13 protein-coding genes are annotated in these 14,037 nt (G+C 65.3%); 9 read left to right on the forward strand and 4 right to left on the reverse strand.

Annotated features, from left to right (window positions below; all coding sequences use genetic code 11):
• Positions 1–81 precede the first annotated feature (81 nt).
• Both SKZ59_RS03355 and SKZ59_RS03360 read left to right on the forward strand, forming a co-directional pair.
• On the forward strand, positions 82–768 hold the full coding sequence (locus SKZ59_RS03355) for a hydrolase (RefSeq protein WP_034747885.1): 687 nt from the start codon (positions 82–84) through the stop codon (positions 766–768).
• 73 nt (positions 769–841) lie between these two features.
• Entirely contained in the window at positions 842–1,120 is a 279-nt protein-coding gene (locus SKZ59_RS03360) for a XapX domain-containing protein (RefSeq protein WP_139091116.1), read from the forward strand.
• A 44-nt stretch (positions 1,121–1,164) separates the two neighbouring features.
• On the opposite strand, the gene SKZ59_RS03365 is transcribed toward SKZ59_RS03360, so the two are convergent.
• From SKZ59_RS03365 to SKZ59_RS03375, 3 genes are all read right to left on the reverse strand, one after another.
• A complete protein-coding gene (locus tag SKZ59_RS03365) occupies positions 1,165–1,806 on the reverse strand; it encodes a response regulator transcription factor (RefSeq protein WP_319990820.1) in 642 nt (213 codons plus the stop codon).
• Between the two features lie 14 nt (positions 1,807–1,820).
• Entirely contained in the window at positions 1,821–2,564 is a 744-nt protein-coding gene (locus SKZ59_RS03370; RefSeq protein WP_319990821.1) for a sensor histidine kinase, read from the reverse strand.
• 164 nt (positions 2,565–2,728) lie between these two features.
• Positions 2,729–3,718, reverse strand: coding sequence for an alpha/beta hydrolase (locus SKZ59_RS03375; protein WP_319990822.1), 990 nt, complete (start codon positions 3,716–3,718; stop codon positions 2,729–2,731).
• 187 nt (positions 3,719–3,905) lie between these two features.
• On the opposite strand from SKZ59_RS03375, the gene SKZ59_RS03380 reads away from it, so the two are divergent.
• The 7 genes from SKZ59_RS03380 to SKZ59_RS03410 all read left to right on the forward strand — a co-directional run bounded on the left by SKZ59_RS03380 (position 3,906) and on the right by SKZ59_RS03410 (position 12,942).
• Positions 3,906–4,319: a DoxX family protein gene (locus SKZ59_RS03380; RefSeq protein ID WP_319990823.1), complete on the forward strand. Its 414-nt coding sequence runs from the start codon at positions 3,906–3,908 to the stop codon at positions 4,317–4,319.
• Positions 4,320–4,652: 333 nt separating this feature from the next.
• Positions 4,653–5,006 carry a hypothetical protein gene (locus SKZ59_RS03385; RefSeq protein WP_319990824.1) on the forward strand — a complete coding sequence of 118 codons (354 nt, stop codon included), beginning with the start codon at positions 4,653–4,655 and terminating at the stop codon, positions 5,004–5,006.
• Positions 5,007–5,247: 241 nt separating this feature from the next.
• A complete protein-coding gene (locus SKZ59_RS03390) occupies positions 5,248–7,659 on the forward strand; it encodes a catalase (RefSeq protein WP_319990825.1) in 2,412 nt (803 codons plus the stop codon).
• A 197-nt stretch (positions 7,660–7,856) separates the two neighbouring features.
• Positions 7,857–9,551: an MFS transporter gene (locus tag SKZ59_RS03395; RefSeq protein ID WP_319990826.1), complete on the forward strand. Its 1,695-nt coding sequence runs from the start codon at positions 7,857–7,859 to the stop codon at positions 9,549–9,551.
• On the forward strand, positions 9,538–10,719 hold the full coding sequence (locus tag SKZ59_RS03400; RefSeq protein ID WP_223278929.1) for an HlyD family secretion protein: 1,182 nt from the start codon (positions 9,538–9,540) through the stop codon (positions 10,717–10,719). Before SKZ59_RS03395 ends, SKZ59_RS03400 begins: the two co-directional genes overlap by 14 nt.
• The gene (locus SKZ59_RS03405; protein ID WP_319990827.1) at positions 10,716–12,110 is read left to right on the forward strand and encodes an efflux transporter outer membrane subunit; all 1,395 of its coding nucleotides are present in this window, start codon (positions 10,716–10,718) and stop codon (positions 12,108–12,110) included. The genes SKZ59_RS03400 and SKZ59_RS03405 overlap by 4 nt, the downstream gene beginning before the upstream one ends.
• Positions 12,111–12,201: 91 nt before the next feature.
• Positions 12,202–12,942 carry a tetratricopeptide repeat protein gene (locus SKZ59_RS03410; RefSeq protein ID WP_319990828.1) on the forward strand — a complete coding sequence of 247 codons (741 nt, stop codon included), beginning with the start codon at positions 12,202–12,204 and terminating at the stop codon, positions 12,940–12,942.
• A gap of 39 nt (positions 12,943–12,981) precedes the next feature.
• Here the strand turns inward: SKZ59_RS03410 and SKZ59_RS03415 are convergent, their stop codons facing one another.
• Positions 12,982–13,959 carry a hypothetical protein gene (locus SKZ59_RS03415; RefSeq protein WP_319990829.1) on the reverse strand — a complete coding sequence of 326 codons (978 nt, stop codon included), beginning with the start codon at positions 13,957–13,959 and terminating at the stop codon, positions 12,982–12,984.
• Positions 13,960–14,037: the final 78 nt, after the last annotated feature.

The raw sequence follows: 14,037 nt of genomic DNA on the forward strand, positions 1-14,037 counted from the left end.
TTTAGATAGTGGTGCGGGCGCGGCGCCAGGAATACGATGCACGGCAGTACCCACTCAACCCCAACCTTCATGGATGACATCATGACCAATCCGAAACTGGAAGTCCTTACCCCCGACAATTGCCAGATCATCTTCATCGACCAGCAGCCGCAAATGGCGTTCGGCGTGCAGTCGATGGACCGCCAGGCGCTGAAAAACAATACCGTGGGCCTGGCCAAGGCCGCCAAGGTGTTCAACATCCCCACCATCATCACCACGGTGGAAACGGAAAGCTTCTCCGGCCACACCTATCCGGAACTGCTCGACGTCTTCCCCGGCAAGGATATCCTTGAGCGCAGCTCGATGAATTCGTGGGATGACCAGAAGGTGCGCGATGCGCTGGCCGCCAACGGCAAGAAGAAAGTCGTCGTGTCGGGCCTGTGGACGGAAGTGTGCAACAACAGCTTCGCCCTGTGCGCGATGCTCGAAGGCGACTACGAAATCTACATGGTGGCCGATGCCTCGGGCGGCACGTCGAAGGAAGCGCACGACTACGCCATGCAGCGCATGATCCAGGCCGGCGTGGTGCCGGTGACGTGGCAGCAGGTGCTGCTGGAATGGCAGCGCGACTGGGCGCACAAGGCAACCTATGACGCCGTCATGGCCATCGTGCGCGAACACTCGGGCGCCTACGGCATGGGCGTCGACTACGCCTACACGATGGTGCACAAGGCGCCGCAGCGCATCCATGGCGAACACACGACCCTGGCGCCGGTGCCGGCCAAGTAATCGCCGCGCGGCTATGCCATGCGCCGCGCGCCTGACCGCGCGCGGCGTTTTTTTTCATCGAAAGGAATGCGCCATGAAGTTATATGTGATTTCGCTGGCCGTGGGCTTGCTCGTTGGCATCATCTACGCCGTCTTGCAGGTGCGCTCGCCGGCGCCGCCCGCGATAGCCCTGATCGGCCTGCTGGGCATGCTGATCGGCGAACAGATCGTCCCCAGCGTCAAGCGCCTGATGGCGGGCGAAGCCGTGACGGTGTCGTGGCTGCGCAGTGAATGCGTGCCGAAGATCAGCGGCGTGGAAGCGAAGCCAACGCTGGCCAAGGCCGCGGCAAAGTCGGATGATGATGCAGCGTAAATGCTGGGGTCAGACCCGGCGGGTCTGACCCCGGTTCCCGGCAGCTAGAACGCGCCCAGCAAGCCGCGCCGGGCGGCCACCGTGGCCGCCTCGGTGCGGCTTGATACGTTGAGCTTGGTCAAAATATTATTCACGTGAAATTTCACGGTGCCCACCTCGATGCCGGCGCTGCGCGCGATCATCTTGTTGCTCTTGCCCGCGGACAGGTGCAGCAGGATGTCGTGCTCGCGTTTCGACAGGCGGTTCGCGTCGATGCGGCTGGCCTGCTGCGCCGCCAGTTCCGGCGGCAGATAATGCCTGCCGGCGGCCACCTGGCGGATGCACTGCGTCAGTTGCAGGAAGCCGGAATCCTTCAGCAGGTAGCCGCGCGCGCCGGCGCGCAAGGCCCGGTGCACGCTGTCCTCGCCCTGGTAGCTGGTGAGGATGACGATCTTCGCTTGCGCGTCGTCCGCGCAGATGCGCTCGATCGCCTCGATGCCATGCATCTCCGGCATGTTCAAATCCATCAGCACCACGTCGGGCCGCAGCTCCCGGTACAGCTCCACGGCGGCGAGGCCCGTGCCGGCCTGGCCCAGCAGGCGCAGTCCAGGCAGTGATGCGATCAGCGAGGCCAGGCCGGCCAGGATCAGCGGGTGGTCGTCGGCGATCAAGAGGGTAATCGGCGGATCCGCCGGGGGCGTGGTCATGTCCATGGTTGTCCTCATAACGCTGGCAGGGTGAAGTGGAAGACGCTGCCGTGGGGCGCGCCGGGCGCATGCCACAGGCGGCCGCCATGCGCGTCGACGATGCGGCGGCAGATGGCCAGGCCCATGCCCATGCCGTCCGGCTTGCTGGAATACAGGGCGTCGTACAGGCGGCCGGCTGCCTGCGGCGCGATACCGGCGCCATTGTCGGCGATGCTGAAATGCTGCACGCCCCCATCGAGGCGCGAGGACAGCAGCACCGTGCGCGGCCTGCCGCTGGTGCCCTGCAGGGCTTCGATGGCGTTCATCAGCAGGTTCAGGAGGACTTGACGGAATTGCACCGGGTCGGCGTGCAGCAGCGGGCGGCCAGCTGCCAGCTGCGTTTCCAGGTGGATGGCGTGGCGTTGCAGCGGTGCGCGCAGCAGCGGCAGCAGGTCTTGCACGGCGTCGTCGGCCACAAAATGATCGTGGCTGCCCGGCGCCTTGCAGGCCAGGCCATGCACGCTGCGCAACACGGCGCTGGCATGGCTGCCGGCGCTGGCGACCAGGGCCAGCGCCGCGCGCGCCTCGTCGAGGCGGGGCGGATCGTGGTCGAGCCAGCGCAAGGCGGCATCGGCATTGAGCGCGATGGCCGCCAGCGGCTGGCGCACCTCGTGCGCGACCGATGCGGCAAATTCACCCATGCCGTCCATGCCGCCCATGTGCTGCGCGTGCGCCAGGCCGGCGTCTTGCTTCTGAGGGAAATAATGCATGCTGGCCATCGCCGTGCTCCTGTCGCTGTCGCGGCGTATGCCGCATTGCAACAAGTATGCACGCGCCGTCAGGCAAGGCAGTTATACGAATGGGGGAGGCGGGCGGTTTTTTTATGCGGCGGAGGCGATAAACACCGCCGGGCGGGCCGGCGGTGCGGGGAAGCGAAGAACGATCAGGACTTGATAAAGGCCAGCAAATCTTCGTTCAGGCGGTCCTTGTGGGTCGCCGGCAAGCCGTGCGGCGCGCCTTCATAGATGACCAGCTTGGCGTTCTTGATGAGCTTGGCCGCGGCCTTGCCGGACGCGTCGATCGGCACGATCTGGTCGTCGCCGCCGTGTACCACCAGGGTCGGCACGGAGATTTTCTTCAGGTCGGCCGTGAAGTCCGTCTCGGAAAATTGCTTGATGCAATCGTAGGCGTTCTTGATGCCGCACTGCATGCCCTGCAGCCAGAAGGTGTCGCGCATGCCTTGCGACACTTTGTTGCCGGGACGGTTGGCGCCGAAGAACGGCACGGTCAGGTCCTTGAAGAATTGCGAACGGTCGGCCAGCACGCCGGCGCGGATGCCGTCAAACACCGACATCGGCAAGCCGCCCGGATTGGTGTCCGACTTGACCATCTGCGGTGGCACGGCGCCCACCAGCACGGCTTTGGCCACGCGTTTTTCGCCATGGCGGCCGATATAGCGGGCCACTTCGCCACCACCCGTCGAATGGCCGACCAGGGTCGCGCCCTTGATGTCGAGCGCGTCGAGCAGGGTAGCCAGGTCGTCGGCGTAGGTATCCATGTCATTGCCCTGCCATGGCTGGCTCGACAGGCCGTGGCCGCGGCGGTCATGCGCGATCACGCGGTAGCCGTGGCTGGCCAGGAACATCATCTGGTCTTCCCAGGCGTCGCCCTGCAATGGCCAGCCGTGGCTGAAGACGACGGGCGTGCCCGTGCCCCAGTCCTTGAAGTGGATGACGGTGCCGTCCTTGACGGTGACGCTGTTGACGGTGAGCTTGCCCGGTGCGGCAGCGGCAGCGGCAGCGGCAGCGGCAGGCTTGGCGGCGGCGCTGGCGCCACCGGCGGCCAGCAGGCCCGCACCGGCGGCGACACCGGCGACGCTGACGAGCAGCTTGCGGCGGGAAGTGACTTCTTCGGCTTCGATTTTCTTCGACATGATGCATTTCCTTCGGGGATGGGGGAGGGAGGCCGGTTACGGCCTGGACCAGTGATGGCATCGGCCAGTCTAGGCCTTCGCGCGCGCCGGCGCCTCTGCCAAAAGACCAGTCGCGCCCACGTGTCCGCCTGCCTATGATGGCTGGCAGCGGCGCGCCGCGCCGACTGGCTTTCCCACTGGAGCGATCATGAAGAAAAACTGGATGGCGGCGCTGGCCGGCCCCTTTTTACCCGATGCGGGTATGCTGTTTGCGCGCCTGACGGGTGCGCTGCTGGTGCTGCACGTGCACGGTCTGCCCAAGCTGCTGCATTTTTCCGATGAACTGGCGCATATCGACGACCCGCTGCACCTGGGCCGCGCCATCACCCTGTACTGCGCCCTGTTCGCGGAAATCCTCTGCCCGCTGCTGGTCGCCGCCGGCTTGCTGACGCGCCTGGCCTGTCTGCCATTGCTGTTCCTGCTGGGCGTGTCCATGCTGCTCGTGCACCCGGACTGGAGCATCGCCGACGGCCAGTTCGGCTGGCTACTGATCATCGTCTTCGGCACCATCGCCATCAGCGGCGCTGGACGCTATTCGCTCGATGCGTGGTTGCGGGCGTAAGCGGTGATGTCAACGATGTGTCGGGTTACGCTCCGCTAACCCGACCTACGCCTAAATAACACCATTTCACCCCGATCCCCGCCCGCCCCACCAGGCCGGCGGGGATTGTTATTTCTAACAGGCATTTAAGTCTGTGCCTCAAGGTGTGGCAGCGCACGGTGGCGCGGGGCGGACGCAGTTAAGGTAGTGCCAACAGCTTGCTGCTGATCCACTGTTTGATATGGCTCAGCCCGGCAGCGTTTAGCCGCTTCTTTTTCCCCGAAGCGAGGAGAATCATGATTCGGTCACGGCATCGAGCATGGTTGAAATTATTCACTGTTAAAGGAAACCATCATGAACGCGATTGAAAAAACCAGCTCCGATATGAATGGCACCGCCCAGGATACCCGCCAGGACTTGCACCGCACCATCGACAAGGTGGCAAGCCAGGCCCAGCCCCTGGCCGACAAGGTAGCCACGCGCGCCCATGACAGCGTGGACCAGGTGGGCGACCGCATCGGCCAGGTCAGCGATAGCGTCAACAAGGCTTCCGAACGCCTGATGGCGCGCGGCAAGCAATTGGGTGCCGCCTGCCAGCGTGCCGGCGAAACGGGCCGCGGTTATGTGCGCGAACGCCCGGCCGTGTCCCTGCTGATCGCGGCAGCGGCCGGTTATGGCCTGTCGAAATTGCTGGGTTCGCGTAGATAAGTTCTGCGCCTTCCTGGAAGGTACTGTCGTGGGCGCTGTTCCCTTCGCCGTCATGGCGGGGCGGGCCGGCGCCCACGCGCACAAGGTAGTAACAAGCAGTAAAGGAGAGTGATGATGCGCTCCATTTTGTTGTGGTTGATCGGCATACCTATTCCCATCATTATTTTGATTGCCCTGTTCGTGCGCTGAATGAGGGAGTTGTAGCGTTACTTCCCGGGGCAGACTACTCACAGGAGATGTAATGGCTACCAACAAGAAAACGCCGTCCACGGACGGTGCCGGTTCCGTATTGAGCAGCATGTCCGGCCCATCCGACAGCAATGCGCCGCACAGCCTGGGCGCGGACAATGACGTGACCCGTGCGCTGCTGCAAAAGACGGCCGCCGGCCAGCAGTTGTCCGCCGCCATGGCCGTCAATCCCAAGGAAGATGGCCAGTATGGCGACGCGGCGCGCACACCGGTCGAAGGCGTGCATGTGGCAACGGGCGAACCGCTGGCCACGGCCAGCACCACGGGAGAAACGACAGCGTCTCCTAAGACGGGCGATGGCCAGCCCGCGCTGGGTGACAATGCGCTGAATAGCTCGCTGGATCACGCCCGCAGCGACGACAGCGGCTGCGTGCTGACGACGAACCAGGGCGTGCCCGTGGGCGACAATCAGAATTCCTTGAAGGCGGGCTTGCGCGGCCCCACCCTGATGGAAGATTTCATCCTGCGTGAAAAGCTCACGCATTTCGACCATGAACGCATCCCCGAGCGTGTCGTGCATGCGCGCGGTTCGGCCGCCCACGGCTATTTCGAATGCTACAAGGAACAAAGCAAGCTGACGCGCGCCGCGCCGTTCGCCAAGGCGGGCAAGCGCACACCCGTCTTCGTGCGCTTTTCCACGGTGGCCGGCGAACGCGGTTCGACCGATACGGCGCGCGATGTGCGCGGCTTCGCCGTGAAGTTTTATACGGACGAGGGCAACTGGGATTTGGTCGGCAATAACATCCCCGTCTTCTTCATCCAGGATGCGATGAAATTCCCCGACGTGGTGCACGCCGTCAAGCCCGAGCCGCACCACGGCATGCCGCAGGCGGCCAGCGCACACGACACCTTCTGGGATTTTGCATCGCTGTCGCCGGAAATTACGCACATGCTGATGTGGGTCATGTCGGACCGCGCCATTCCGCGCAGTTACCGGATGATGCAGGGCTTCGGCGTGCACACCTTCCGCCTCGTGAATGCCAAGGGCCAGTCCGTGTTCTGCAAATTCCACTGGTCGCCGATGGCCGGCACGCATTCGCTCGTGTGGGACGAAGCCGTCAAGATCAGCGGTGCCGATTCCGACTTCCACCGGCGCGACCTGTGGGAAGCCATCGAGTGTGGCGAGTATCCCGAATACGAGCTGTCCTTCCAGGTTTTCACGGAAGCGCAGGCGGAAGCGTTTCCCTTCGACGTGCTCGACCCGACCAAGCTGATTCCCGAAGAAGTCGTCCCTCTCATCCCCGTCGGGAAAATGGTCCTGAACCGCAATCCCGACAATTTTTTTGCCGAGACGGAGCAGGTGGCGTTCTGCACGGCGCACATCGTGCCCGGCATCGATTTCAGTAACGACCCGCTGCTGCAGGGGCGCATCCACTCGTATGTCGATACCCAGCTGACGCGCCTGGGCGGTCCGAATTTCCACGAGATTCCCATCAATGCGCCGCTGGCGCCCGTGCATAACAACCAGCGCGACGGCATGCACCGCCAGGCCATCAACCGGGGCAGGGTCGCGTATGAACCGAACTCGCTGGCGGGCGGCTGTCCGTTCCAGGCGGGCACCAAGGGTTTCAACAGTTTTCCCGCCTCCGCCGAAGGCGACAAGGTGCGCGGCAAGCCCGAGAAATTCGCCGAGCATTATGGCCAGGCGCGCCTGTTCTGGATCAGCCAGACGCCTGTCGAACAAGAGCACATTGTGCATGCGTTCCGCTTTGAACTGAGCAAGGTGCAGACGGTGGCCATCCGCCAGCGCATCGTCGCCATGCTGCGCAATGTCGACGAGACCCTGGCGCAGCGCCTGGCCGATGGCCTGGGCCTGGCGTTGCCGCCCGTCATGCCGCGCGCTTCCCTGGATCCGCTGCCCGCGTATCCGCCATCGCCAGCCCTGTCGCTCTTTTTCCGCCCTGGCAAGATAGGCATCCATACCCGGCGCGTGGCAATCCTGGTGGGGCCGGGCAGCGATGGCGCGCAGGTGCGCAATATCTATGCCGCGCTGCTGGCCGATGGCGCCGCGCCGCGCCTGGTGGGCAGCCACCTGGGCAAAGTCGATACGAGCGGCGGCGCGCCGCTGGACGTGGAAATCTCGCTCGAAGCAGGGCCGGGGGTATTGTTCGACGCCGTCGTGGTGCCCGACGGCCAGGGCGCCGTGCAGCAGCTGGGCAGCGACGCCAACGCGCTCGACTTCCTGCGCCTGCAATACCGCCACTGCAAGCCGATGCTGGTCATCGGCGCAGGCAAGGACCTGCTGGACAAGGCTGGCGTGCCGGTGACCCTGCCCGATGGCAAGCCCGATCCCGCCATCATCGTCGCGCCTTCCGGCGACCTAGCGAAAGCCGTGGCTGCGTTCAAGAAGGCGCTGGCCGCGCACCGGGCGTTTGCGCGCGAGACGGATCCGCCGCGGGTGTGAGTGACTGCGTCAGCACAGGGGCCGGATCCGCCGGCCCCGCTGCATACCCTGTTTGCGTTTCGTGCGCAACGCCCTGCAACAATGTAAACAATAAAAACGTCCCGCGGTGATATGCTGCTGACTAGAACTGTTCATTTGCAACTATTTCTATAACAGCAGCAAGGAACGGCTTCAGCAAACCGGATCGCGATTACCGCATGGACAAGTACACACCTCGCACCTGGGGGCCGGGCGAACGCCCGACCTTGCCCGGGTCGCCATCGATGCCCGAACATTCGACGCCCAAGCGTGTCGGGTATTTCATCGTCGGCCTGATCGTCGCGCTGACGGGGGGACTGGGCAACGGCCTGGTGACGGCCAATTTGCTGAACCTGCAAGGTTCGCTTGCCGCCTATGCCTACCAGATGCAGTGGCTGCCGGCCGCCTATGTGATGACCATCGTTTCCATGAATCTGCTGCTGGTGAAGTTCCGCCAGCAGTTCGGCCTGCGCCTGTTTACGGAAGCGTTCCTGGTGCTGTATGCGCTGGTGACGTTCGCCCACTTGTATGCCAATACCTTGCCGTCGGCGATCGCCGTGCGCGCCGCGCATGGCATGGTGGGCGGCGCGCTGGGGGTGCTGGGCCTGTACTACACCTTGCAGGCGTTCCCCGCGCGGCACCGTCTGAAGGGCGTGGTGCTGGGCCTGGGCTTTGCCCAATTGGCCTTGCCGCTGGCGCGCATCTTCACCTCCGAACTGCTGCAGATCGGCGAATGGCACGGCTTGTACCTGTTCGAACTGGGACTGGCCCTGCTGGCGCTCGGCTGCGTGCTGGCCCTGAAGCTGCCGCCCGGCGACCGGGTGCAGACGTTCGAGCCGCTCGATTTCCTCACTTTCATCCTGTTCGCGCCCGGCGTGGCGCTGCTCTGTGCCGTGCTGGCGCAGGGGCGCACGGCATGGTGGATGGAGTCCGAATGGGTGGGCGTGTGCCTGGCGTGTTCCATCGTGCTGATCGCCGCCTCGCTGGCCATCGAGCATAACCGCGCGCGCCCGCTGCTCAACACGCGCTGGCTCACGACGGGCAAGATCGCCAAGCTGTTTTTATCGGTGCTGCTGTTTCGCATCGTGCTGTCCGAATCGACGGGGGCCGTGGGCTTCCTGCAGGCGCTGGGCCTGAACACGGACCAGATGCAGAACCTGTTCGTCGTGGTGCTGCTGGGCAGCGTGGCGGGCCTGGTGGTCAGCGCGCTGACGATCAATCCGGCCACCCTGAACCGCTCGCTGATGTTCGCACTGCTGCTAATCGCCGCCGGTGCCCTAATCGACGCGCACGCCACCAGCCAGACGCGCCCCGTCAACATGTATGTGAGCCAGTTCCTGCTGGCCTTTGGCGGCACGTATTTCCTCGGTCCCACCATGGTGGCGGGCATGGGCGCCGTGATCGCCGAACCGCGCAACCTCGTGAGTTTTTCCGTGATGTTTACCATGACGCAGAACCTGGGCGGTCTGCTCGGTGCAGCCATCGTCGGCACCATCCAGACGGCGCGCGAAAAATACCATTCCAGCTACCTGGTCGAGCACCTGAGCATGCTGGATCCGCAGGTGGCTGCGCGCGTGCAGTCGGGCGCCGCAAGCTATGGCGGCGTACTGATGGACCCCGCCTTGCGCAGTGCCCAGGGCGTGGCGCGCCTGGGCGCCGTCGCCACGCGCGAAGCCAATGTGCTGGCCTATAACGACGTTTTTTTGATGATCGCCGGCGTTGCCATCGCCACCCTGATCTGGATGCTGGTCAGCCAGTCCTGGACCCGCATCACCACCGGCGCGCGCCGCCTGGTCGGCCCCGTGCGCGATGCGCAGACGGCCATGGCCATCGTCCCCATTACCAATTCGGAACCGAGCAATGACAGAAAATAATACTCCGCCACCAGCACCGACAACGCCCGCAGCCGCGACCACGCCGGCGCCAGCCACTTCCACGGCGCAGCCGGACCGGCGCCACCAGTGGCTGTCCGCGCTGGCCTTTGCCGCCGTGGCCCTGGTGGGCGTGCTGATCGTGCTGTACGCGTGGCGTCTGCCGCCGTTCACGAGTCCCATCGTGACGACGGAAAACGCCACCGTGCGCGGACAGGTGACCATCATCGGCACACAGCTGTCGGGCTATGTGGTGGAAGTGACGGTGCAGGATTTCATGGACGTCAAGGAAGGCCAGCTGCTGGTGCGTATCGACGACCGCATCTACCAGCAGCGCTACGAGCAGGCGCAGGCCCAGCTGGCCGCGCAGCAGGCGGCGCTGTCGAACTGGGCGCAGCAAAAGGCCAGCGCACAGGCGGGCATTTCCGTCAGCGAGGCCGTGATGGCGAATGCGGAAGCGCAGGCGCGCAAGGCCAGCGCCGACCTCAATCGCGTGGAACAGCTGGTGGCCGACGGTTCATTGTCGCAGCGCGAACATGACCAGTCGCGCGCCACGCAGGCGCAGATGGCGGCGGCGCTGGCGCAGGCCCGCGCCAATCTCGACATCGCGCAGCAAAGCGTGCATAGTGTGGTGGTCAACAAGCAGGCGCTGGAAGCGGCCGTGGCCAACGCGCAGGCGGCCGTCAAGGCGGCCAAGATCGACCTCGATAACACGCGCATCGTGGCGCCATCAGATGGCCAGCTGGGCCAGGTGACGGTGCGCCAGGGCGCGTACGTGAATTCGGGTGCGCAGCTGATGGCGCTGGTGCCGCGCCAGATGTGGGTGATCGCCAATTTCAAGGAAACGCAGATGAACGGCGTGCAGGAAGGGCAAAGCGCCACCTTCCATGTCGACGCGCTCGACGGCGCCGTGCTGACGGGCCAGGTGGAGCGCATTTCGCCGGCCACAGGTTCCGAGTTTTCCGTGCTGCCGGCCGATAACGCGACGGGCAACTACCTCAAAATCGCCCAGCGCATTCCCGTGCGCATCCGCATCGATCCGGGGCAGGCGAATGCGCGCCGCCTCGTGCCCGGCATGTCGGTGGTGGTCAGCGTCGACACGTCTGCCGTGCTGAACGACTCGGCGGACAATCCGGCGCCGCCACCGCCGCCGAAGAAGGCCAAGCCATGAAGCGCCGTTTCCTGCTGATGGTCGGCGCGCTGGCGCTGGCCGGTTGCGCCGCCAACGCGCCACCGCAGCCTGCGTCGGTACTGCAGCTGCCATCCGGCTGGCGCGCGCACGCGGCCGGTGCACCTGCGGCGACTGAGGCCCATGTCGAGCAGCTGTGGTGGCAAGCCTTTGGCGACCCGGTCTTGAGCGATCTGGTGGGCGAGGCGCTGGCGCGCAATGGCGACTTGCGCGTGGCGCGCGCCCGCGTGCAGGAATACCGCGCGCGCCTGGCGCAGGCCGACGCCAACCGCGCGCCCAGCCTGGCCTTCGACGGTTCGCCCACGCGCACGCGCACCCTGGCGTCCAGCGGCAAGCCGTATGTGACGAATGTCTTCCAGGCGGAACTGCAGGCCAGTTATGAAATCGACGTGTGGGGCCGGCTGGCGAGCCTGAGCGAGGCGGCCGGCGAGAGCTACCGCGCCGAGCAGGCCAGCCTCGATGCGGCGGCCCTGTCGATCGCCGCCAGCGTGGCGACCGCTTACCTGAATTTGCGGGGACTCGACGCGCAGCTGGCGCTCACGCAATCGACCCTGCAGCTGCGCGAACAGTCGCGCGAGCTGGCGCGCAAGCAGTTCGAGGTGGGCTACAGCTCGCGCCTGGAATGGCTGCAGGCGCAATCGGAATACCATGCGGCGGCCGAACAGGTGCCGCAGCTGCAGCGGCAGATATTCGAACAGGAAAACGCGCTGGCCATCCTCGTCGGCGGCAATCCGGGCCCCATCGCGCGCGGCTTGCCGCTGGCCGAGCTGGCGGCGCCCGACGTGCCGGCCGGACTGCCATCCGAATTGCTGCGCCGGCGGCCCGACATCGCGCGTGCGGAACACAACCTGGCGGCCGCCAACGCCAGCCTGGCCGCCACGCGCGACCAGCTGCTGCCCTCGTTCAAGCTGACGGCCGTCGGCGGCGGGCAAGCCACGACCCTGACCGATTTTCTGCATGCACCGACCGCCCTGTGGCGCCTGACGGCGCTGGCGGCCGGCCCCCTGTTCGATGGCGGCCGGGTGCAGGCGCAGACGGATGCGGCGGGCGCCCAGCGCGACCAGCTCGTGTACACATATGAAAACGTGGTGCGCAATGCCTTCGCCGAAACGGAGAACAGCCTGGGCGCCATCTACCGGCTGCAGCAGCAGGCCGTGGAAAACGATGCGCGCCGCGCCACGGCGGCCGACACCCTGCGCATCGCGCACAACCGCTACCGCAACGGCTACGCCTCCTACCTGGAAGAACTCGACGCCCAGCGCACCCTGTACAGTGCCGACGTGGGACTGTTGCAGCTGAAGACGCGCATCCTCGTCGCCTCGGTGGACCTGTACCGCGCCATGGGCGGCGGCTGGTCGGCCAAGGCGCGATAGGCGCGTGTGCACGGCGTGGCCAGTGTAATATTCTGAGCAGGGAAAGCGGCGGCATGGTGCCGGCTGCTCCCATCACGAACGAGGTCGCAGCATGACGATTTTTGGCATAGGCATCCACATCCTGATCGCGGTATTTTTTGCGGTCCACGTGGTGCGCAACGGGCAGCAGCTGTACTGGCTGCTCATCTTATTCATGTTCCCGCTGCTGGGCAGCGTGGTGTATTTCTTCGCCATCTACCTGCCCAATTCGCGCCTGCCGCAAGGCGCGCGCAAGGTTGCGTCGGTGGCAGTGCAGGTGCTCGATCCGAACCGCGAATTGCGCGAGGCGAAAGCGGCCTTCGAGTACACGCCGACGGCGCAAAACCAGATGCGCCTGGCCAGCGCGCAGCTCGAGGCGGGCGATGCAAAGGAAGCGGCATCGACGTACGAAGCCTGCCTGCAGGGGGCGTTTGCATCGGACCTGGAAATTCGCCTCGGTGCGGCGCGCGCCTACCTGGAGTGCGAACGGGGCGCCGAGGCCTTGACGCACCTCGAATTCATCCGTCGCACGGATATGCATTTCCGTCCCGAGATGGTGTCCCTGCTGACGGCGCGCGCGCTGGCGCAAAGCGGGCGCCAGGTGGAAGCAAAGGCGGAATTCGACGATGCGCTGACGCGCTACAACAGCTTCGAGTGCCGCGCGGAGTGCGCGATCTGGGCGCTGCGGCAGGGCGACAAGGTATTGTCGGAACGCCTGCTGCTCGATATCGACAGCGCCATGGCCCGCTGGAGCAGCCATACGCGTGCCATGTATGCGCCGCTGCTGGCGCGCCTGGAAGCGGCGCGCAAGTAGCTGGCTTACGTGGGGTCAGACCCGGCGGGTCTGACCCCATTAGACGCCAGGCACCGTGTTCTTCCCTTCAATCAGTTTATATCCCTTGCCATCGAAGCCGTAGCGCGCGTGGTTGTTCAGGGGCGTGGCGATGCGCGGCGGGTCTTCGTCGGGCTTGACCGTGACGCCGGGCTTGATCTTCTCGGAGGCGCCCTTGAAATCGATCAGCAAGTCATCATGGGCGCCGCCATTGCGTGCCGGTGCGAAGCGCCAGTTCCCCTTGACCATCCAGCACTCGTCCGTCTCAGGCCCGCAGGCGCCCATATTGTCCGAATACAGGTCGATGGCGCCATCGAGTGAGGTGACCTTGCCGTCGCCGATTTCAAACAGGGCCAGTTGCGTGATGGTGTAGCCCTGGCCCGTATAGCCATGGCGGATCGCCAGTCCCGGCTTGTTCGCGCCCAGCATGACCCAGTGGACTTCGCCGAGCTGCCCCGACGAACCCAGGGCGGCGATGTTTTCCAGGCGTTTCACGACTTGCCACTGGCCGTCTTCCGGCTGGCCCTTGGGCGCCAGGAAAAAGACATTCAGCAGCCCCGGCGAAGCATGCGCCGATTCGGCCGTGCCTTCCGTGTTGGCCGTTTCCGCATTCGCCACCAGGATGGCGCTGCCATCGGGCAGCAGCTTGTGGCTGACGGCGCTGACCACGTAACTGAGCTTGTCGACGTGGTTATCAGGATCGGGCAGGTCGGCCAGCGCATCTTCGCTGTCGCTGCGGTAGTCCTTGCCGAAGACGGCGCGCATCATGCCCACTTCGCGCTCGCGCGCCTGGGGCGTGTTCATCGCTTCCGTCCTCGGTGCGGTGGCGGATGGCGGCGGCACGTGTTCGGCCGATGCGGTGTCTGCTGCGGCAGCGGCAGCGGGGACTTCGGTGACCACGTCAGCTGCCAGGTCGGCGCTGGCGGGGGCGGCCTTGTCCGAGCAGGCGCCGAGCAGCGCGGATGCCATCAGCAGGACGAGCGGGGTGCGGTAATTCATAGGCAGGGCAGATTGCGTTCATGGAGAATGGGCGCAGTATGCCAGATAGATGAAAGCGAGGGAGCGCGGCCTGGCGGC

The organism is Janthinobacterium sp. GMG2, assembly GCF_033949445.1.
Classification (GTDB): domain Bacteria; phylum Pseudomonadota; class Gammaproteobacteria; order Burkholderiales; family Burkholderiaceae_D; genus Janthinobacterium; species Janthinobacterium aestuarii.